We start from the raw sequence: 20,545 nt of genomic DNA on the forward strand, positions 1-20,545 counted from the left end.
CACTCTGCGGGAGTAACTCAGTGGTAGAGTGCAACCTTGCCAAGGTTGAAGTCGCGGGTTCAAATCCCGTCTCCCGCTCCACAAAAAATTGCATAGCCGGATGTCTTCACTCTGCGGGAGTAACTCAGTGGTAGAGTGCAACCTTGCCAAGGTTGAAGTCGCGGGTTCAAATCCCGTCTCCCGCTCCACAGTCTCCTTTCTCCGGCGGGAATAACTCAACGGTAGAGTGTCAGCTTCCCAAGCTGAAGGTTGCGGGTTCAAATCCCGTTTCCCGCTCCAGAATTCATGACCCTGCTCAGCAGGGTCTTTTTTTATGCGCAGGGCTTCGCCATCCCACCGCTTCCCATACCGTGCGAGCGCGGCGGGGCGTGCACTCCTGTCCTGGAGCACGGCGGGCACCGTCCCGCCCCTCTGCGCCCGCCTGCCGCAGCTGCGGCATCCTGTGGAGAAAGAAAACAGCACCTTGCTGCCCGCTGCCTGCCGGCGCACCCTGCCTGCACCCGGCTGTTTGCCCTGTGGCACCGCGCGGCAGTCCTGAGCCAGGCCCCGCCGGTGCCGCTGGCCGAAGCCCGGCGACTCTTCAGGAAAACAGCAGCAGCGTTGCCAGGCCCAGAAAGATGAAAAAGCCTGCGCCGTCAGTAATAGTGGTGAGAAAAATGCTGGAGGCCTGGGCCGGATCTCGCCCCATGGCCCGGAAAATAAGCGGAATGGACCCCCCGGCCACGGCGCCGAGCATCATGTCGCACAGCAGTGCACCGCCCATGACAATGCCTACCAGGGGAATGCCCGTGAAGACCCAGGCACCGCCCAGTGCCAGCAACGACATGAATATGCCGGTGACCAGGCCGATCTTGGCTTCGCGCAGCACGGCCAGCCAGGCCTTTTTCTGCTCGAAACGGTCCGTGGCCAGCTGACGGATCATGACGGCCAGCGCCTGCTGCCCCGTATTGCCGGCCTGATTGGCCACCATGGGCATGAGCACGGCCAGGGCGGCCATCTGGGCTATGCTGCCCTCGAACATATAGACCACCGACGCCGACAGGGCGGAATTGACCATGTTGACCACCAGCCAGGGCAGTCGCTTGGCCACGCTCTCCAGCCACGGGGTATCCACGCTTTCGCCGGGGTCGGCGCCCACCATGCCCTGCATGTCGGCGCTGGCCTCTTCGTGCATGATGTCCATGATGTCGTCATAGGTCACAAGGCCCATGATATGCCCCTCGTGATCCACCACGGGCATGGCCAGAAAATTGTAGTGCGACAGCAGGTTGGCCACTTCGCCCTTGTCCATGTCATAGGGCACGGTAACCACGCTCTGATCCCGGACAGCGTCTCCCACCACGGTGCCGGGACGGGCCAGCATGATGTCGCGCAGGGAAAGCACCCCCAGCAGCACGTCATGGGAATCCACCACATAGCCGTAGTAGGGGCTTTCCTTGTCGGCCATTTCGCTGCGGATGTGCGCAATGGCCTCGTCCACGGTCATGCTTTCTTCCAGCAGAATCAGCTCGGTATTCATGACGCCGGCGGCGGAATCCGGGTCAAAGTTGAGCAGATTGCGCAGCTCTTCGGAATCTTCCTTGTTCAGCTTGCCCAGCAGAACGTCGCGATGTTCCTCGTCCAGCTCATCCAGCACGTCCGCTGCGTCGTCCGGCTCCATTTCCGCGATGATCTGGGCGGCCACATCGGCATCGAGATTTTCCAGCACGTCCACGGCCACGCTGCCATCCAGCTCGGCCAGGGCCTCGGCGGCGTCCTCGGTGTTCATGTGGCGCAGGGCGCAGACCTGCTTTTCGAGGCTCAGATTCTCGAGGTGATCCGCCATGTCCGCCGGATGAATGAATTCGGCATCCATGTCCTCTTCATCCTGGCAGATATCCGGCACGCTGTAGCTGTGGCGCTCCTCCGCGGAGGCGGCGCCATCTCCCGTACCGGGCAACGCGCCGGAAACCATGCCCCGCCCCGCCTCCGGGTCCAGCGGCGGCGGCACGGCGGCGGGCAGCTCCCCGGGAACAAGCGAACAGGCCGGCCCCGCCACGGAAGGCGCGGCATCCGTCTTCCCCTGCTGCGGGGAAGGGGCCGGAACAACGGCAGGGACATCCGCCGCGGAATTGTGCTGCTGTGGGCTGTTCTGCTGCTCGCTCATGGGACCTGCCTGAACATCTGGCGACCTGTTGTGAAAAACCTCTCAATTCAGACCCCGCCTTGACGCAACGGGGCACTGAATTTATCAAGGATACTGCATGCCGTCTTCCGGCATGGACTTAGCACGCACCTCCTACCGGGACAAGCAAATGTTGACGCCTTGGGCAACTTTTTTCTCCGGCCGCGGACGGACTTTCCTGGACCGCGCCATCGAACTGGCTCTGGATGAAGACGGCCCGGACCTGACGGCCGAGGGACTCTTTACGGCCGATGCGCCCATGCGGGCAGTCATCCGCGCCAAGGAAGATACCCTGGTGGCCGGTCTGCCCGTCATGGAAGAGGTTTTCCGCTGCATGGGCGCGGCAGACCGGGTCAGCGCTGTCTGCCTGGTCGACGAGGGCAGCCGCGTGGCTGCCATGACCGAGGTGGCCAGCATGCAGGGGCCGGCCGTGGTGCTGCTCAAGGCTGAACGGGTCATCCTCAATTTCATCACCCACCTTTCGGGCATCGCCAACCTCACGGCCCGCTACGTGCACGAACTGGAAGGCTCCGGCGTGCGCCTGCTGGATACGCGCAAGACCACGCCCGGCCTGCGCTGGCCGGAAAAATATGCCGTACTGGTCGGCGGCGGCTGCAATCACCGCCGGGACCTGACGGAAATGCTCATGCTCAAGGACAATCACATCGATGCCGCCGGCTCCATTGTGGCTGCCGTGGCCCGGCTGCGCCAGCGCTATCAGCCCTGTCCCCCCATCGAGGTGGAGTGTCGCACCCTTGACCATGTGCGCGAAGCCGTGGCTGCCCGCGCCGACCGCATCATGATGGACAATATGCGCCCGCCGCTGCTCTGCGAGGCCCTGTCCCTCGTTCCGCCGGACCTGGAAACGGAAGTGAGCGGCGGCGTTACCCTGGAAACCATTGGCACCCTGGCCCGCTGCTGCCCGCGCCGTCCCGACTTCATTTCCGTGGGACGACTGACACATTCCGCCGTGGCGGCAGATTTCAGCATGACCCTGCAGCAGGGTTAGCTTTTGCACCCTATCACCGCAAGGAAAGGCACCATGCAGACCACCACCGACGCCATCGCCGCACTGAAGCGCAAACTGGGTTCCCGCCTCTGTATCCTGGGACATCATTACGAAAACGACGCCGTGATACAGCATTGCGACATCACGGGGGACTCGCTGGAGCTGGCCCGCCGCATACCGGACATCACGGCCGAGCACATCGTGTTCTGCGGGGTCTACTTCATGGGCGAGTCGGCGGCCCTGCTGGCCGCACCCGGGCAGCATGTCTATCTGCCGGCCCCGGATGCGGACTGCGCCATGTCCCTCATGGCACCGGGAGAACGCGCCCGCGCCGTTCTTGCCTGCCTGCATGCCGGCGGGCGTCCGGTCATTCCCGTGGCCTATGTCAATACCACCCTGGCCCTCAAGGCCGTGGTGGGCGAATACGGCGGCACGGTCTGCACCTCGGCCAATGCCCGCACCGTGCTGCGGTGGGCACTGGACCAGGGCCGTGGCGTGCTCTTTCTGCCGGACAGGCACCTGGCCCGCAACACGGGCAGGCAGCTTGGCCTGAACGAAAGCAACTGGTGCCAGCTGGAGCTGGACGAACAAGGGCTGACGCCTGCCGAACAGGACAAAAGCCATCCCCTCTGGCAGGCGGACATGCTGCTCTGGCCGGGCTGCTGCCCCATTCATGAAGAACTGACCGAGGCCCAGGTTCTGGCCATGCGCGCGGCCCATCCCGGATGCACCGTGGTGGCGCATCCCGAATGCCGCCCCGAGGTCATCGCCCTGTGCGACGGTGCCGGCTCCACCTCCTACATCATCAGGGAAGCGGCCCGCCTGGCTGACGAAAAACCGGGCAGCACCCTTGTGGTGGGCACGGAAACCAATCTTGTGCAACGCCTTGGCCGGCGCCACGCCGCCACCTGCACGGTCCTGCCCCTGGCACAGGCCATCTGTCCGGATATGGCCAAGATTACGGAAGCCCGGCTGCTGACCCTGCTGGAAGGCATTGCTGCCGGCACGGCCGAAGCCCTCACGGTGGACCCGGCCCAGTGCCCGCCGGCCCGTCTGACGCTGACCCGCATGCTGGATATCTGCGCCCGCTAGTTCCGACCTGTAACCGCCGAAAGGCAAAAAGGTAGTATTATGAGTCATACCCGCTGTCATGTGCCTGTTCTGATCATCGGTTCGGGGATTGCCGGCTGCACGGCCGCCCTCACACTGGCTGACGCCGGCCACGAAGTGCTGCTTATCAGCGCGGGGGAAGGTCTGGGCAAGGGCAATTCGGAACTGGCCCAGGGCGGCATCATCTACCGTGCGGCCACGGACGACCGGGAGGCCGAGGCCCGCGCCCTGGAACGCGACATTCTTGTAGCCGGCCATCGTTACAATTCGCGGGCAGCCGTGCGACAGCTCTGCCGCCAGGGGCCTGACTGCGTGGATGCCATGCTCATCCGGCGCGCCGGCATCAAATTCGACAGCAATGCCGACGGCAGCTTCAACCTGACCCGTGAAGGCGGGCACGGGGCCAACCGCATCCTGCACTGCGCCGACTATTCCGGGCGGGCCATCATGGAAGGCCTCATTGCCCAGGTGCTGGCCCATCCGCGCATTACCCGCCTGTTCCGCCGGGCGGCCATTGACCTGCTGACCAGCCGTCACCATGACCATTCCACGCAGTACCGTTACAACATCACCAATCGCTGCCTTGGCGCCTATGTTCTCAATGAGGAAAGCGGCGAACCGGAAACCATTCTGGCGGACTGGACCGTTCTGGCCACCGGCGGCGTGGGCCAGGTTTTTCTGCATTCCACCAACGCGCCGGACTGCGTGGGCGCGGGTATTTCCATGGCGGCCCGGGCAGGCGTGACCCTGGCCAACCTGGAGTTCATGCAGTTTCATCCCACCGCCCTGTATGAGGAGCGCAGCAACCGCCGCCCCCTCATCACCGAAGCCATGCGTGGCGAAGGCGCCCATCTGCTGGATGAAAAGGGCCAGCCCTTCATGCTGCGCCACGACAAACGCGGTGACCTTGCCCCACGCGATATCGTGGCGCAGGCCATGATGGAGGAAATGCTGCACAGCGGCTCCCCCTGCCTTTTCCTTGATGTGAGCGACGTCAAGCAGGACCTGCCCACGCGCTTCCCCACGGTGTTCAATCAGTGCCTGGAAGTGGGCATCGACATCCGCAAGGAACCCATCCCCGTGGTGCCGGCGGCGCACTACTTCTGCGGCGGCGTCCTGTCCGACGGGCACGGGCGCACATCCATGCCCGGTCTGTATGCCATTGGCGAATGCGCCTGCACGGGCCTGCACGGGGCCAACCGCCTGGCCAGTACCTCCCTGCTGGAGGGGCTTGTGTGGGGCATGGCCTGCGGGCATGATCTGGCCCGTCAGCTGGACCGCAAGGTCGGCGTCATCCCCAAGGTTCAGGCCGATGCCATCCCCGACTGGCAGCATGAAGGCGACGAACAGCGCGACGACCCGGCCCTGGTGGCGCAGGACTGGGCCAACATCCGCAGCACCATGTGGAATTATGTGGGCATTTCCCGCACGGCGCCCCGCCTGCGCCGGGCATTCGAAGACATGCGCGATCTGGTGCGGCACATCCACGACTTCTACAAGACCACCCGCATATCCCGGCGGCTCGTGGATCTGTTCCACGGTTCGCAGACGGCCTACGTCATCACCCAGGCCGCCATGCGCAACCCCGTCAGCCTGGGCTGCCATCACCGCGTCAACTGACCCTTTTGACGGCAGGAGCGGCCGGACCGACCTGGCGGTGCGGGCCGCTCCGCTTCTGCCGTCTACTCTCTCCGGCCTTTGTGAAAACCGCCGCCATCTCCTTGAAAAAAATTCTTCTTGCCCTTTTGCTCGCCCTGCTTGTGACGCTGGGGGCGCTGGCCGGCGGCATGGCCTGGCTGGACAGTCGCCTGGGCAACGCGCTGCACGACCGGCTTCCCGCCCTGCTGGCAGTGCCTGCCCCCGGTCTGCATGCGGGCGGGGTCAGCCTTTCCCTGCGCAAGCGGCAGGTGACCCTGCATGACCTTACGCTGACGCAGACTGACGGCTCACGCCTGCATCTGGCCCGTCTCACAGCCACGCTGGACAGCGCCGCCCTGTGCGCCCTGCGGCCGCTGGTGCCCCTGCCCCGCTGGCTGCTGGGGCTTCTGCTGCCGCCAATGCCGCCGGCCCTGCTGCCGGACGCCCCCGCTGCACCGCGCCCGCCCCTGCCCCTGCTGGCCGATGTGGAGGCCACGGGACTTTCCTGGCAGACCGCCGCCTTTCGTTGCCGCATACAGCGGGCGCACATCGCCCGTCTGAGCCTGGATGCCGATGCGGCAGAGGCCCTTCTGGCCGGGCAGATGTCCTTCCGTCACCTGCCGGAACATCTGCATCTGCATGAACTGCGCTGCCGCTTTCTTGCCCTGGAACAGCCCTCGCTCCTGCGGCCCGTGCATGTCTCCCTGCAGGAACTGCATGCGGAGGCCCTGCATCAGGGCATCATGCAAACGCTGCGGGGCACGGCCCTGAACGTGCGTGACAGCCAGGCGGACCTTGCCTGCCGGGAAGTGCGGCATTCAGCCCTGTCCCTGCCGGCCCTGCTGGCCGCCCGGGAACCGAAAGAGGCGCTGCTTGCGGCGCTGGACACACCTGCCGCAACGGACAGGCCGCTGCACTGGTCCGTGAGCGGTCTGACCTGTCTGGTGGGCGGACAGACCCTGCTGGATGCGCAAGCCCTTTCCCGTGACGTGCGGACCACGGACGGCGACCGCCGGGAACAGCTGCGCCTTGACGGGGCACGCCTGCATGTGCCGGCGCTGGCGGCCCTTCTCGGACTGTCTCTGCCGGGACAGGACCTCTGGTCCCTTGACGGCAGCAGCGAACGCTGCACACAAACAGGCGGAGACAGCCGGCTGCGGGTAATGGTGAACAGCACCCCGGCCAGCCTGCGCTATACGGTGCGCCTGCACGCATCCCCCGCTAGCCGGCGCTGGAGCAATCTGGATCTGACCCTTGACGACCGGGGCCTGCTGGCCCTGTGGGCGCTGAACTGTCCGGGGCATGATCCGCTGGCTGCCCTGCAGGCCCGGCTGCCCGATCCCCTGCCCCCGGACATTCTGCGTCCCCTGCGTTGCTTTGCGGCCCGGCCGGGCAGCCTGCATCTGACCAGCACCACTCCCGGCGGACATGCTCCCCTGTGGGAATCGCCGTCCGGCTGGGCACAGGATGTGCGCCTTTCCGTACAGCCGGGACCCGACTTTCTGCGTGAACAGATTGACAGACTGCTGCAAATGCAGAAATAACTGAACGACAGTCCTTTTCCACTGATATCCAGTCCGGGGAGAACCTCTCATGAAAAAATGCCTTCTTGCTCTGTTCCTCTGCTGCCTGCTTGTGGCAGGCCTGTTTGGCGGTGCGGGCTATCTGTTCCAGAAACAGGTGGATGCCCAGCTGGCCGCCCTGCCACAGGGCTGGACAGTGGCATCCCGCGACGTTTCGCTGCTTTCCCGTCAGGTTCGCCTACAGGGCGTGCATCTGGTGCTGTCGGAAGGCATGGGCGCCCCCCTTGTCTGCGACATGGGGACCCTGCAGGCCACCCTGTCCTGGAAGGGCCTGCTGAGCTGCCTGCCCCTGGGGGACACCCTTCTGCCCCACGAAGACACCCTGACGCTGCTGGACAGCCTGCACCTGACGGACATGACGGGCCAGCAGCCCCAGCCTGACGGCAGCATCCTCCTGCTGCGTGCCCGGCGCGGCGACTTCCGGCAGGTAAGCCTGCCCGCCCAGGTCTGCCGCGACTGGTCACATGGTTCGGCGGAGGCCACGCATGCCCTCCTGCAGGCGCTTGTCATCGGCAGCGCCAGCTTCACGGACACCCAGCAGGAAATCAAACGAAATGACGTCACCTTGAGCCGGCTGTCCTGCAAAACGCTCCAGGCCGAAAATCTTTCCGCCACGCGCACGCAACGTGCCGTGGCGCAGGAGCTTGCCCTGGACGTGGAGGAAATGCACACCACCATTGCAAGCCTGGAAATCCGTGATCTGCTGCTGCCCACCGCCGATCAGTGGCAACTGCTGGCCGAAGCCGATGAATCGGAGGCCCTGCAAAGCCTGTTGCAGGAATTTTATGCCGAGCAGCCGGCCTTTTCCCTGCTGACCCTTTCCGGGCTGACGGTGCGCAACCGTCCCGTTACCCTGCTGTCTTTGCAGGAACTGCGCATGGACTGGCTCCAGGACGGCGACAGCCAGACCCTGGGAAGCTCGCTGCGTGACCTGAGCATTCCCGTCAGCGTCCTGCGCCTGCTGCTGCCCGTGAACCTGCCCGGCATGGATGCCCTGCACATCAACGGCAATGGCACGGTGCGCTGTGCCGAGGGGCTGGGGCATGTCACCGGATCGGTCAATGTGGAATCCGTGGCCGGGCTTTCCTATGCCTACGACATGCCCACGGCCAGCGTGCTGGGGACGGTTGCGGACGAAATATCCAATCTGGACATGACCCTGACAGACAAGGGACTCATGGCCCTGATTGCCGTGAACATCTCGCCTGATGCCGCCACCTCGCGCATGATTCTTTCGGCCGGGACCGCTGCCCTCAATGACGGCAGCGACAATGGCGCAGCCATGATGCAGGCCCTGCAGGACTTCATTGCCCGGCCGGGCAGCCTGCACCTGACCTCGCAGCCGGGCGTCCCCCTGTTTCTGTTCTCCGCCAGCGATCCGGCCAGCCAGCTTTCCCTGCTGCGCCTGACGGCCACCCCCGGTCCTCGCACGCTGGAAGCCCTGGTGGAAGCCCTGCCCCGCACCGCACAATAAGGAGACGGCATGCGTACCCTCTGGCTTGGAAAAGGCGAAGACCGCCGCCTGCGTGCCGGCCATCTCTGGATATTCGGCAACGAGGTGGACGGGCAGCGCAGCCCCCTCACCGATTTTGCGCCCGGTGAAGGCGTGACCGTGCGGGATGCGCGGGGCGGTGTCATCGGCAGTGCCTTTGTGAACCCGCATTCGCTCATCTGTGCCCGTCTCTACAGCCGCCACCCTGACCGCGAGCTGGACGAGGCCCTGCTGCGGGAGCGGCTGACGGCGGCACTGGCCCTGCGGCAGCGCCTTTTTGACGTGCCCTATTACCGCCTCTGCCATGGCGAAGGCGACCTGCTGCCCGGCCTGGTGGTGGACCGCTTTGGCGACCACCTGACCGTGCAGCTGGGCACGGCCGGCATGGAGGCCCGCCGCGAACAGCTGGCCGCCTGCCTGCACGAGCTGCTGCATCCTTCCTCCATCCTCTGGGACAATGATCTGGCGGCCCGCGGTCTGGAACAGCTTTCCCGCCAGTCGGTGCTGGAAGGGCCGGTGCCCCGGCGCCTGGATATTCCCGAAAACGGCTGCCGCTTCACCGCTCCCCTGCTGGACGGGCAGAAAACCGGCTGGTTCTATGACCAGCGGGCCAATCGCCGCGAGGCCGCCCGGTATGCCCGCGGGGCCGATGTGCTGGACATCTTCTGCTATGCCGGCGGCTTTGGCGGCACGGCAGCGGCAGCCGGCGCCCGCTCCGTCACCTTTGTGGATGCCTCGCCCCAGGCTGTGGAGCTGGCTGTCGACAATGCGGGCCGCAATGCGCCCGAGCTGGCCCGTGCCCAGGCCGTTACGGGCCTGTGCGGCGATGCCTTTGTCCTGCTCCAGGAACTACATGAAGCAGGCCGTCGCTTTTCCCTCATCTGTCTTGACCCGCCGGCCTTCATCAAGCGCCGCAAGGATATGGCGCAGGGCCTGGCCGCCTACCACCGGGTCAATGCCCTGGCGCTGCACCTGCTTGCCCCCGGCGGCATCCTGGTGAGCTGCTCCTGCTCCCATCACCTGCCCGCCGACGAGCTGCGCCGCTGCCTGAGCCACGCGGCCGCCAAGCAGAAGCAGGCCCTGCGCATGCTGTACGCCGGCAGCCAGGGACCGGACCACCCCGTGCATGTGGCCATGCCCGAAACCGCCTACCTCAAGTGTTTCATTGTTCAGAAAAACGCTTGATTTTTCATAACCGGTCCGGCCTTGCCCGGACCTGCCCAAGGAAGTGTACCATGCTTAACAAGACCAGACTGCTGACCCCCGGACCCACGCCCCTGCCGGAACAGGTGCGCCTTGCGCTTGCGCAGGACATGATTCATCACCGCAAAAGCGACTTCATGAACATCATGCAGCGCGTGCAGGGGAACCTGCGCACGCTTTTCGGCACGGAACAGGCTGTGCTGCCGCTGAGCTGCTCCGGCACCGGCGCCATGACCGCAGCCGTCTACAGTCTCTTTTCTCCCGGCGAACGGGTGCTGGTGATCAATGGCGGCAAGTTCGGCGAACGCTGGCGCGACATTGCCCGCATGCGTGGTCTGGATGTCAAGACCATTGACGTGGAATGGGGCAAGGCCGTCGAAGCAGCCGATGTCATTGCCGCTCTGGACGCGGATCCTGCCATCCGCGGCGTTTTCATCCAGCTTTCCGAAACGTCCACGGGCGTGCTGCATCCCGTGCAGGAAGTGGCCGCCGTGACCCGGCAGCGGGATCTGCTGCTGGTGGTGGACGGTGTTTCGGCCGTGAGCATCTCGCCCTGTCCCATGGATGCGTGGGGCATCGACTGTCTGGTCACCGGCTCGCAGAAGGGCCTCATGCTGCCTCCCGGTCTGGCCCTGCTGGCCCTTTCTCCCAGAGCCTGGAAACGCGCCGAGGAACTGACGCCCGGCTGCTTCTACTTCAACCTGCCCAAGGAACGCGACAAGCTGCTCAAGGGGCAGACGCTCTTCACCTCGCCCATCAACCTCATTGTGGGGCTGGACGTGAGCCTGGGCATGCTGCTCAAGGATGGTCTGGAGGCGGTCTATCGCAAGCAGTGGGCGCTGACCATGCTGACCCGCACCGCCCTTGAGGTCATGGGCCTGGAGCTGCTGGCCCGTGATCACTTCACCTGGGGCATCACCAGCGTCAAGCTGCCCGAAGGAGTGGATGGCGTGCAGGTGGTGAAGCTGGCTGCCGAAAAGTACGGCGTCATGATGGCTGGCGGGCAGGACAAGCTCAAGGGCCGTATTGTGCGCGTGGGGCACATGGGCTGGGTGGACTGGTCCGACGTCACGGCCGGCCTGTATGCCCTGAACCGCTGCCTGGCTGCCGTAGGCGGCTACAGCGGTGCCCGCGACTATCTGGAACAGGGCCTTGATGCCTACGAACGTGCGCTGGAAGTGGCCCCCGGCACACCCATTCTGCGTCATCACGGCTAGTGCGCTGCGGGGAGGCTGCCATGAACAAGCAGAATGCGTCGTCCGCCTCGTCATTGCCGGAGGTGACCTTTTCCACCTTTGTCATGTCCCTGGCCTCTGCGGCGCTGGTGCAGCTGGGCGAGGTACCCAATCCCGATACCGGCGCCCAGACCGCCAATCCGGAACTTGCCCGGCACAGCATCGACATGCTGGAAATGCTGCACCGCAAGACCACGCAGGGCCTGGACGAACAGGAGCGGAAGCTGCTGGAAAGCCTGCTCTACGAACTGCGCATGAAATATGTCATGAAATGCGGCAATGCCGCCCGTTAACCCTCTGCAAAGGATACGTCTATCATGGCTGACATGATTCGCGCCGGTCTTGTGGGCATTACCGGCTATACCGGTATGGAACTGGCCCGCCTGCTGGCCATGCACCCCCGCATGCGCCTGGTGGAAGCCTGTTCCCGTGCCGAGGCCGGCCGCCGCCTGGGTGACTTCTACCCCTTCCTGGAAAAACTGCCCGGCGCCGATGTGTGCATCAGCGAGTTCCATGCCCAGCGCATGGCCGCGGCCTGTGACGTGGTCTTTCTGGCCGTGCCCCATGGCACGGCCATGGAAATGGCCGCCGATCTGATCGCTGCCGGCACCCGTGTGGTGGACCTTTCGGCAGACTTCCGCCTGCGGGATGCCCAGGTCTACGAACAATGGTATGTGCCGCACACCCGCCAGAGCCTGCTGCCGCAGGCGGTCTACGGCCTACCGGAACTCTATGCGGACCAGGCGGCCCGCAGCCGTCTGGTGGCCAATCCGGGCTGCTATCCCTCATCGGCCATTCTCGGCCTGTATGCCGCCCTGAAGCATGACCTCATCCAGACCGACGGCATTGTGGTGGATTCCAAGTCCGGCACCACGGGCGCGGGGCGCAAGGCGACCGTCTCCTCGCTGTACTGCGAAGTGGCCGATACCTTCCGGGCCTACGGCCTGGCCAAGCATCGCCATACACCGGAAATCGAGCAGGAAGTCTCCCTGCTGGCAGGCCGGGAGGTGCATGTCTCCTTCAATCCCCATCTGGTTCCCATGAACCGCGGCATCCTGTCCACCATCTACACCATGCTCAAGAATCCGGCCACCACGCTGGATGACGTGCATGCCGCCTACAGCCGCACCTGGGCCGGCAGCCGCTGGATCCGCGTGCTGCCCAAGGGCAAGCTGCCGGAAACCCGCTTTGTCCGCGGCACCATGTTCTGCGATCTGGGCCTGGCTGTGGACCCGCGCACCGGGCGCCTCATCATTGTGGCGGCCATTGACAATCTGTGCCGGGGCGCTTCCGGACAGGCCATTGCCAATGCCAACCTCATGTGCGGCCTTCCCGTGGAAACGGGCCTTGAACTGGCGCCGCTCATGCCGTAATTCCCCTGTCCGGGAAGGGCACCGCCCTTCCCGGACAGACAACCCTTTTCCTTCCGGGGCTTGTGACCTCATGACGCCTTTTTCCTCCACAGACGGTGCCGCAGCGGACAGCAATCTGGCCGCACGGCTCACCCGTTCCCTGCGTGATCCGCAGCTTTGCCACGCCCTGCTGGCCCGACTTGAGCAGGCTCTGGACGGCCGGTCCCTGCGCTTCATGGAAGTCTGCGGCACGCATACCGTGTCCATTTTTCAAAGCGGCCTGCGCTCCCTGCTGCCGGCTGCGGTACGGCATCTTTCTGGTCCGGGCTGTCCGGTCTGCGTCACCCATGATGCGGAAGTGGCGGCCTTTCTGGACCTGGCCGGCCGGGACAACGTCATTGTGGCCACCTTCGGGGACCTGCTGCGCGTTCCCGGCCCCGGCGGCAAAAGCCTCAAGCATGCCAAGGCCCAGGGCGCGCGGGTGGAAATCGTCTACTCGCCCATGGATGCCCTGACGCTGGCCGCGGCCAATCCCCGGCAGACCGTGGTCTTCCTGGGGATCGGCTTTGAAACCACTGCCCCCACGGTGGCCGCCACCCTGAGCATGGCCGAAAGCCGCGGACTGGACAATTTCACAGTCTTTTCGCTGCACAAGCTGGTCCCCCCGGCGCTGCGCGCCCTGCTGGATGACCCCCTGCAACAGGAACAGCCCATCGAAGCCTTTCTGCTGCCGGGGCATGTGTCCACCATTCTCGGCCTTGCCCCCTATGCCTTTCTGGCTGACGAATATCACGTGCCGGCCGTGGTGGGCGGCTTTGAACCGGCGGACATTCTGCTGGCCCTCTGCCTCATGGCCGAACAGCGCCGTGACGGCAGGGCCGCCGTGGTCAATGCCTATCCCCGTGCCGTGGACAATACGGGCAATCCCCGCGCCCGCGCCCTGCTGGAACAGTATTTCCAGCCGGCCGACGCCCTGTGGCGCGGCATAGGCCGCATCGCCCGGAGCGGCCTGGCCCTGCGCCCGGCCTATGCCCGCTTTGATGCTGTGGCCCGGCTGGACATTCCCCTGCCCGACGTGCCGCCCCTGCCGGGCTGCCGCTGCGGCCAGGTGCTCAAGGGGCACATCACGCCCCCGCAGTGCCCCCTGTTCGGCAAGGCCTGTACCCCGGCCACCCCCGTCGGTCCCTGCATGGTGTCCACCGAAGGCAGCTGTGCGGCCTATTACAAATATTCGCAGCTCTGATGCAACAGGAGATATGATGGACGACTGTATCCTGCTTGATGCCGGCAGCGGAGGGCGCGCCTCCCAGCGGCTCATCGGCCAGTGCTTTCTGCGTCATTTTGCCAATCCGCTGCTGGAACGCATGGACGATGCGGCCCTGCTGGACCTGCACGGCCCGCTGGCCATGAGCACCGATTCCTATACCGTGACGCCGCTCTTCTTTCCCGGCGGCAGCATCGGGACCCTGGCCGTGCACGGAACGGTCAATGATGTGAGCATGCTGGGGGCTGTCCCCCGCTATCTGAGCTGCGGCTTCATCATCGAGGAGGGCCTGCCCCTGTCCACCCTGGAACGGGTGGCAGAGGACATGGGCAAGGCGGCAGCTGCCGCCGGGGTACAGATCGTGACCGGGGATACCAAGGTGGTGCAGCGCGGCGCCTGCGACAAGCTGTTCATCAATACCACGGGCATCGGCACCGTCCGCGCTTGCCCGGCGCCTTCCGGCCATGCCGCCCGCCCCGGCGATGCCGTACTGGTCAGCGGGGCCATGGGCGATCATGGCCTGACCATCATGGGCAGCCGCGAGGGTCTCTCCTTTCTGACAGACGTGCAGTCCGACTCCGCACCACTCAACGGGCTTGTGGCGGCGGTGCTGGATGCCGTGGGCGACAGCGGCGACGTGCACGTGCTGCGCGATCCCACCCGTGGCGGTCTGGCCACCACGCTCAATGAAATTGCCCAGCAGTCCGGCGTCCAGATTCGGCTGGAGGAATCGGCCATTCCCGTGCACGAAGCGGTGCGCAGCGGCTGCTCCTTTCTGGGGCTGGATCCCCTCTATCTGGCTAATGAAGGCAAGTGCATCTGCATTGTGCCGGAACACAGGGCCGAGGCCGCTCTGGCAGCCATGCGCAGTACGCCCTACGGCAGGGAAGCTGCCCGCATCGGCAGTGTCACGGACGGCAGGGCCGGTCAGGTGGTGCTGCAAACACCCATCGGCGGCGAACGCCTGCTGGGCATGCTGGAAGGCGCCCAGCTGCCGCGCATCTGCTGACGCCCTGTCCGGCGGCAGGACGGCACCGCCTTCACCGGCGCAGCAGGGAGCTGCCGGCCGCCGGTGCAGGGGAGTTCCTGCCGCCGCATTGTCTGGAAATATCCATGTGCACACGGCAGAAGCTTTCCGCCTCGCAGCTTGTCACCCTGTACAAGCTGGAACCGCATCCCGAAGGCGGCCACTACAGGCGCATCTGGCAGAGTGCCGGCGGCATTGACGCGGCATCCCTGCCGCCGCAGTACGGCGGATGGCGCCATTACAGCACCTCCATCCTCTTTCTGCTGCAAGCGGGCGAATATTCCCGGCTGCATCGTCTCCATTCTGACGAGATATGGCACTTTCTGCTGGGCGGCCCCCTGCGGCTGGTGCTCATCTTTCCTGACGGGCACGGCGAAGAACGGCTGCTGGGCAACCAGCCCCTTTCCGGACAGCTGCCGGTGAGCGTGGTGCCGGGCGGCTGCTGGTTTGCCGCCCGCCCCGCCCCGGGCTGTCCGTATGCCCTGGTGGGCTGCACCGTGGCGCCGGGCTTTGACTTTGCCGATTTTCAGCTGGCGGCGCATGCACGGGACATTCTGCATGGTCTGCCGCAGGCTGATGCCGCGACCCGGCGCATCCTGACGGAATTCCTCCCCGCAGCCGGCCACACCTCACCCCACGACGCCTGATCCGGGCTGCGGCGCCTGCCCGGCCACAGGCAAACGGGTATGCGGCACAACGGCCACGGTACGCACCGGGGTATTTCCCCGCATCCTTCTCCGGCCGCGCATGCCATGTCGCCGCAACGGCTGCCATGCTTGCACCCAGCAGCATGGGACGCCCCGCCGCATGATCACCCTCTGCTGCATGATATGCCCCGTACCGGCAGTGCGCGTCCCTTCCGTCAAAGGTCTGCCTGTTTACCAGCGGATGACGCGGGGCAGCGCCGGAAACAGACCGACAATGTACTGCCGGCCCGGCCATACCTGGGCAGGCTGTTCCGCCCTCTCCGCGCCGCACACATCTCGTCACCGCACACAGGCGATGACCGCCATTTGGCTGCCACCGGAGCGAGGTCACGGCATGTCACCGACAAGAAGCGGCCGTCGTCCCCCGTCCCTGTCGGACAGGCTGCGGCACAGGCCCGCACAGACGGCAGACCGTTTTTACGTCAACAACGGCAGCGCAATGCCGACAAAAAAGGGGACCCGAAGGTCCCCCCATGCTATCGTCACGACGCAGGCTTTCCCGCCGTGCGGCGGCTATTTGCCGTAGATGAAGTCGTCCGGCACATCCGCCAGCGTGGCCACCATGACGGCCTTGATGGTGTGCATGCGGTTTTCCGCTTCCTGGAATACATAGCTGTTGGGGCCTTCGAAAACGTCGTCGCTCACTTCCATGTATTCCAGACCAAAGCGCTGGTAAATCTTTTCCCCAATGGTGGTCTGCCGGTTATGGAAGCTGGGCAGGCAGTGCAGCAGGCCGCAGCGGGGATTGTTGGTCTTGCGCATGACCTCGGCGTCAATGCTGTAGGGGGTCAGCAGATTGATGCGCTCCTGCCATACCTCGTCCGGCTCTCCCATGGAGACCCAGACATCGGTATACAGAAAGTCGCAGCCGTCCACACCCTCATCCACGCTTTCCGTGCGGGTGATGCGGGCACCGGTCTTTTCGGCAATGGCGCAGGCCGTGGCAAAGATTTCGTCCGATGTCCAGAGCGGCCGGGGCGCCACAGACCGGAAGTCAAGCCCCAGCATGGCGCAGCAGATCATGAGGGAATTGCCCATGTTATAGCGGGCATCGCCCAGATAGGCCAGACGCTGTTCCTTCAGCGGCTTCTGGCTGCATTCGCGCATGGTCAGCATATCGGCCAGCATCTGCGTGGGATGCCATTCATTGGTCAGACCATTCCACACGGGCACGGAGGCATAGGCAGCCAGGGTTTCCACAATGTCCTGCCCGAATCCGCGGTATTCTATGCCGTCATAAAAACCGGAGAGCACCCGGGCTGTATCGGCCATGGATTCCTTCTTGCCCATCTGGGAACCGCTGGGGCCAAGATAGGTTGTGGACGCGCCCTGATCATGTGCGCCCACCTCAAAGGAACAGCGGGTACGCGTGGAGTCCTTTTCAAACAGCAGCACAATATTCTTGCCTTCCAGAAAGCGGGGTTCCCGCTTTTCCTTCTTGGCCTTCTTCAGGGCCGCCGCCAGATCCAGCAGATACAGCAGGTCTTCGGCGGTAAAATCCGTTTCCTTCAAGAAATGACGATTGGTCAGTCTGCTCATGCCCTCTTCACCCTTCAGCAAAGGCGGCCGCCGCCACACGTGCGCCCCATGCGCCCGGTACGGCAGCATAATCGGAAAGAGTTACAATAGCAGGGTCCGGGTACCTTGTCCATGAAATACGTTTGCCCCTCCCGGCACGCACGCGGGGAATCTCTTTTCTTGACATTGCTCCATCCCCTCTTTACCCCTAAAGAAAGCAAGGAGGAAGGCCATGCTCAGGAATCTGCTACGGCACACGGCAAGGATACTGCTGTGCCTTTGTCTGCTGCCGCTGCTGCACCATGTTTCCCCTTGCTTTGGCGCCCCGGCCGATCCGCAGGCGCCCCGCCTGCTCAAGGTTGTGGCCCTGGCCGATCACGGCGTGCATGCCCCCGCCCTGTCCGCCGCCCTGCTCGGCACCTGGACCGAACGCCACTGGCCTGTCTGGCCGGTGGAACGTGGCGAACTGACCCCCCGTGGCGCCGCCCTCATCCGCGACCTCTGGACCGTGCTGCGCAGTCACTACCAGCAGCTGGGACTGCTGCCGCAGCATACGTCGCCGGCAGCCATCTACGTCCGTACCGACAATACGCAACGCTGCCGGGGGACGGCCACCTCCCTGCTGGAAGCGCTGCTGCCCCAAAGCTCGGCCCTGAGCTATGCCATTGTGGACGCCATGCCGGATCCTCTCTTTCATCCCGTGCGCACCGGCCAGTGCGTTTTCAACATTGCCGAAACCGCCTCCGACGTGCTCCAGAACATGGATGACGGCCTTGCGGGCCTCAGCGATTCCCTGAGCGATCAAATGTCCCTGGTGGACTCACTGCTGGGGCCGGTGTCGCCTGAACTGTGCGCGCGCTTTGCCATGCCGGAAAACTGTCAGCTCTCCTCCATTCCCGCCATCATCAGCATTGCGGCACAGGGGACATCCGTGCGCATTCAGGGCGGACTGGGCATGGCATCCTCCATTGTGGAAAGTTTTCTCAATGAATACAGCCAGTGGCCCGGTGCGCTTGCTGCCTGGGGACAGGCCGATGCCCCTTCCCTGCGCAAGATGATGGTGCTGCATACGGAAGTCTTCAACGCCGTGCAGCGTACCCCCTCGGTGGCTGCCGCCCAGGGCAGCGCCCTGCTGGGGGCCATGGTGGCTGCCCTTGACGGGCGGGAAACGGACAGCCGCGCCAACCGTGCCTCGCTGGTGGTCTTTGTGGGCACTCCGGCCAATATGGCCAATGTGGCCGCCCTGCTTAATATCCACTGGCAGGCATCGGGCTATGTGGCCAATGCCATTCCGCCCGGTACGGTGCTGGCCCTTGAACTGTGGGAACGTCAGGGCAGGCAGGAAATCCGTGCTGCGGTTTTTGCCCAGTCGCTGGAAAGCCTGCACAGCAGCCAGCTTACGGCCAATGCCCAGTCGCTGGTGCCCTTCACGGTGCGTGTGGGCGATGATGACGATGCCACCGTCAGCTCTGCCGTTTTCCATCAGCGGGTGAAGGATGTGCTGCGGCACGACTGCATGCCCCGGGCCGGCAGGCTGCCCAGGATTGTGTCGGCGGGATCCGAAAAGACAGCCTTTACTGTTCCTCTCAGTGACAGCGAGGCCGAAGCGGAAGCCGGCGGCCCCACCCCGGACGACAGCATCCGTCCCACCCCGTAGACCGGCATGCCCCTGCCGGCAGCGGCATGTCATGGCGGCAGCCCTTCTGCGCAGCCATGCGGGGCAGCCCGGTCTGCTGCCGCTGCCTCTGCTCCCGCCGCGTTTCGCCGGCGTATCCCGTCTGTGTGCTCCGGTGCCGACCGGATGCCCCTCTTCCCCGCCTTCCGCGGCCGTCCTGACGGCCATCGGAGCAGCCTTTCACCGCGTCACGTGCCTGCCCGTGCCCCCCTGCACCGGCGTTTTTTCTGCGCAAAACGCAACGGGGTCCATGGGCAGAACCCGCGGACCCCGTTGGTGGCAAAAGGCGCCTGGATGCTACAGCGCGTGTGGTCTAATCATCCAGTCTGTCCCGCGGCAGCAGCAGATTGAGCAGCACGCCGGTCACCGCCGCCAGGCCGATCCCGCCCAGCTTGAAGGAGCCAAAGTCAAACTGCATGCCGCCCACGCCAAAAATGATGATCAGGGCCACAATGACCATATTGCGCGGCCGCAGCAGATCATGCCCGGCCCGCACCAGCGTATTGAGGCCCACCACCATGATGGCGCCGAACAACAGGATCATGATGCCGCCCATGACGGGGCCGGGGATGCAGCTCAGAAAGGCGCCCACCTTGGCCACAAAGGACAGCAAAATGGAGCAGATGGCTGCCCAGGTCATGACGGCCGGATTGAAGGCCCGCGTCAGGGTGACGGCCCCCGTCACTTCGGAATAGGTGGTATTGGGCGGACCGCCCAGGGCGCAGGCGCACATGGTGGCCAGACCGTCCCCCAGCATGGTATTCTTGATGCCGGGATCCTTAAGAAAATCCTTGCCCGTCACGGAACTGATGGCGATGATGTCGCCAAAGTGCTCGATGGCCGGGGCCACGGTGATGGGAATGATGAAGAGCATGGGTTCCCAGGCAAACTGGGGCAGGGTGAATTCCGGCATGGCGATCCAGGGCACAGTATGCAGGGGGGTCCAGTCACATACGCCCAGCCCCATGCTCACCGCCAGCCCCACCACGATGCCGCAGAGAATGGGAATGAGCCGCAGCAGCCCCCTGCCCAGCAGGGATACCAGAATGGTGGCCAGCAGCGCGGACATGGAGATGATCAGCGCCGTGGAACGCGGCATGCTCTGCTCCTCCCCGTTGAGGCCCAGCGCCATCTTTACGGCCACCGGGGCCAGCACAAGGCCAATGACCATGATGACCGGCCCGGTGACAATGGGCGGCAGAATGCGCAGGATGATCTGTGTGCCCCGAAAGCGTATCAGTGTGCTCAGAGCCACATAGAGCAGGCCGGAGAAGATGAGCGCCCCCATGGTCGGCGCCAGGCCCCAGGTCTGGGTGCCGTACATGATGGGAGCAATGAAGGCAAAGGACGAGGCCAGAAAGATGGGCACCTTGCCCCGGGTGCATATCTGAAAGACCAGCGTGCCCACACCGGCGGTGAAAAAGGCCACGTTGGTGCTCAGCCCCGTGAGCAGCGGCACGAGCACCAGCGCGCCGAAGGCCACAAAGAGCATCTGCGCCCCGAGCAGGGCATCCCGTGGATGAAAATGGTAGCGGCAGGGATCGGAAGAGTCGGTCTTGGCCATGACA

16 protein-coding genes and 3 tRNA genes are annotated in these 20,545 nt (G+C 64.8%); 16 read left to right on the top strand and 3 right to left on the bottom strand.

Annotation, left to right across the window (positions count from 1 at the left end; genetic code table 11):
* Nucleotides 1-6 precede the first annotated feature (6 nt).
* The 3 genes from Q0J57_RS08960 to Q0J57_RS08970 all read left to right on the top strand — a co-directional run bounded on the left by Q0J57_RS08960 (nucleotide 7) and on the right by Q0J57_RS08970 (nucleotide 279).
* Nucleotides 7-81 (top strand) — tRNA-Gly (locus Q0J57_RS08960).
* A gap of 32 nt (nucleotides 82-113) precedes the next feature.
* Nucleotides 114-188: transfer RNA gene (locus Q0J57_RS08965), tRNA-Gly, on the top strand.
* A gap of 16 nt (nucleotides 189-204) precedes the next feature.
* Nucleotides 205-279, top strand: a tRNA-Gly gene (locus Q0J57_RS08970).
* A gap of 301 nt (nucleotides 280-580) precedes the next feature.
* Here Q0J57_RS08970 and mgtE read toward each other — a convergent pair.
* Entirely contained in the window at nucleotides 581-2,146 is a 1,566-nt protein-coding gene (gene mgtE, locus Q0J57_RS08975; RefSeq protein ID WP_297219426.1) for a magnesium transporter, read from the bottom strand.
* 148 nt (nucleotides 2,147-2,294) lie between these two features.
* On the opposite strand from mgtE, the gene nadC reads away from it, so the two are divergent.
* From nadC to Q0J57_RS09035, 12 genes are all read left to right on the top strand, one after another.
* On the top strand, nucleotides 2,295-3,173 hold the full coding sequence (gene nadC / locus Q0J57_RS08980) for a carboxylating nicotinate-nucleotide diphosphorylase (protein WP_297219428.1): 879 nt from the start codon (nucleotides 2,295-2,297) through the stop codon (nucleotides 3,171-3,173).
* A gap of 33 nt (nucleotides 3,174-3,206) precedes the next feature.
* Complete coding sequence (gene nadA / locus Q0J57_RS08985) at nucleotides 3,207-4,265, top strand: quinolinate synthase NadA (protein ID WP_297219430.1); 1,059 nt, start codon at nucleotides 3,207-3,209, stop codon at nucleotides 4,263-4,265.
* Nucleotides 4,266-4,304: 39 nt separating this feature from the next.
* The gene (nadB, locus tag Q0J57_RS08990; protein ID WP_297219432.1) at nucleotides 4,305-5,903 is read left to right on the top strand and encodes an L-aspartate oxidase; all 1,599 of its coding nucleotides are present in this window, start codon (nucleotides 4,305-4,307) and stop codon (nucleotides 5,901-5,903) included.
* A 101-nt stretch (nucleotides 5,904-6,004) separates the two neighbouring features.
* Nucleotides 6,005-7,465, top strand: a complete 1,461-nt coding sequence (locus Q0J57_RS08995) for a hypothetical protein (RefSeq protein WP_297219433.1) — start codon at nucleotides 6,005-6,007, stop codon at nucleotides 7,463-7,465.
* A gap of 49 nt (nucleotides 7,466-7,514) precedes the next feature.
* Nucleotides 7,515-8,978: a hypothetical protein gene (locus Q0J57_RS09000; RefSeq protein WP_297219435.1), complete on the top strand. Its 1,464-nt coding sequence runs from the start codon at nucleotides 7,515-7,517 to the stop codon at nucleotides 8,976-8,978.
* Nucleotides 8,979-8,987: 9 nt separating this feature from the next.
* On the top strand, nucleotides 8,988-10,181 hold the full coding sequence (locus Q0J57_RS09005; RefSeq protein WP_297219437.1) for a class I SAM-dependent rRNA methyltransferase: 1,194 nt from the start codon (nucleotides 8,988-8,990) through the stop codon (nucleotides 10,179-10,181).
* Nucleotides 10,182-10,231: 50 nt separating this feature from the next.
* A complete protein-coding gene (locus Q0J57_RS09010; protein WP_297219439.1) occupies nucleotides 10,232-11,416 on the top strand; it encodes an alanine--glyoxylate aminotransferase family protein in 1,185 nt (394 codons plus the stop codon).
* Nucleotides 11,417-11,436: 20 nt separating this feature from the next.
* A complete protein-coding gene (locus tag Q0J57_RS09015; protein WP_297219441.1) occupies nucleotides 11,437-11,727 on the top strand; it encodes a DUF1844 domain-containing protein in 291 nt (96 codons plus the stop codon).
* A gap of 24 nt (nucleotides 11,728-11,751) precedes the next feature.
* The gene (gene argC, locus Q0J57_RS09020) at nucleotides 11,752-12,807 is read left to right on the top strand and encodes an N-acetyl-gamma-glutamyl-phosphate reductase (RefSeq protein WP_297219443.1); all 1,056 of its coding nucleotides are present in this window, start codon (nucleotides 11,752-11,754) and stop codon (nucleotides 12,805-12,807) included.
* Between the two features lie 70 nt (nucleotides 12,808-12,877).
* Nucleotides 12,878-14,029: a hydrogenase formation protein HypD gene (hypD, locus tag Q0J57_RS09025; protein WP_297219445.1), complete on the top strand. Its 1,152-nt coding sequence runs from the start codon at nucleotides 12,878-12,880 to the stop codon at nucleotides 14,027-14,029.
* 16 nt (nucleotides 14,030-14,045) lie between these two features.
* Nucleotides 14,046-15,059, top strand: coding sequence for a hydrogenase expression/formation protein HypE (hypE, locus tag Q0J57_RS09030; protein WP_297219566.1), 1,014 nt, complete (start codon nucleotides 14,046-14,048; stop codon nucleotides 15,057-15,059).
* Nucleotides 15,060-15,163: 104 nt separating this feature from the next.
* The gene (locus Q0J57_RS09035) at nucleotides 15,164-15,724 is read left to right on the top strand and encodes a cupin domain-containing protein (RefSeq protein ID WP_297219447.1); all 561 of its coding nucleotides are present in this window, start codon (nucleotides 15,164-15,166) and stop codon (nucleotides 15,722-15,724) included.
* A gap of 573 nt (nucleotides 15,725-16,297) precedes the next feature.
* On the opposite strand, the gene argF is transcribed toward Q0J57_RS09035, so the two are convergent.
* Nucleotides 16,298-17,323 carry an ornithine carbamoyltransferase gene (gene argF / locus Q0J57_RS09040; protein ID WP_297219448.1) on the bottom strand — a complete coding sequence of 342 codons (1,026 nt, stop codon included), beginning with the start codon at nucleotides 17,321-17,323 and terminating at the stop codon, nucleotides 16,298-16,300.
* A 211-nt stretch (nucleotides 17,324-17,534) separates the two neighbouring features.
* On the opposite strand from argF, the gene Q0J57_RS09045 reads away from it, so the two are divergent.
* Nucleotides 17,535-18,959: a histidine-type phosphatase gene (locus Q0J57_RS09045; RefSeq protein WP_297219450.1), complete on the top strand. Its 1,425-nt coding sequence runs from the start codon at nucleotides 17,535-17,537 to the stop codon at nucleotides 18,957-18,959.
* Between the two features lie 331 nt (nucleotides 18,960-19,290).
* Here Q0J57_RS09045 and Q0J57_RS09050 read toward each other — a convergent pair whose 3' ends face one another.
* A complete protein-coding gene (locus tag Q0J57_RS09050) occupies nucleotides 19,291-20,541 on the bottom strand; it encodes a uracil-xanthine permease family protein (protein WP_297219452.1) in 1,251 nt (416 codons plus the stop codon).
* Nucleotides 20,542-20,545 lie beyond the last annotated feature (4 nt).

It is taken from the genome of uncultured Desulfovibrio sp., assembly GCF_944324505.1.
In the GTDB taxonomy this organism is placed as follows: Bacteria; Desulfobacterota; Desulfovibrionia; order Desulfovibrionales; family Desulfovibrionaceae; genus Desulfovibrio.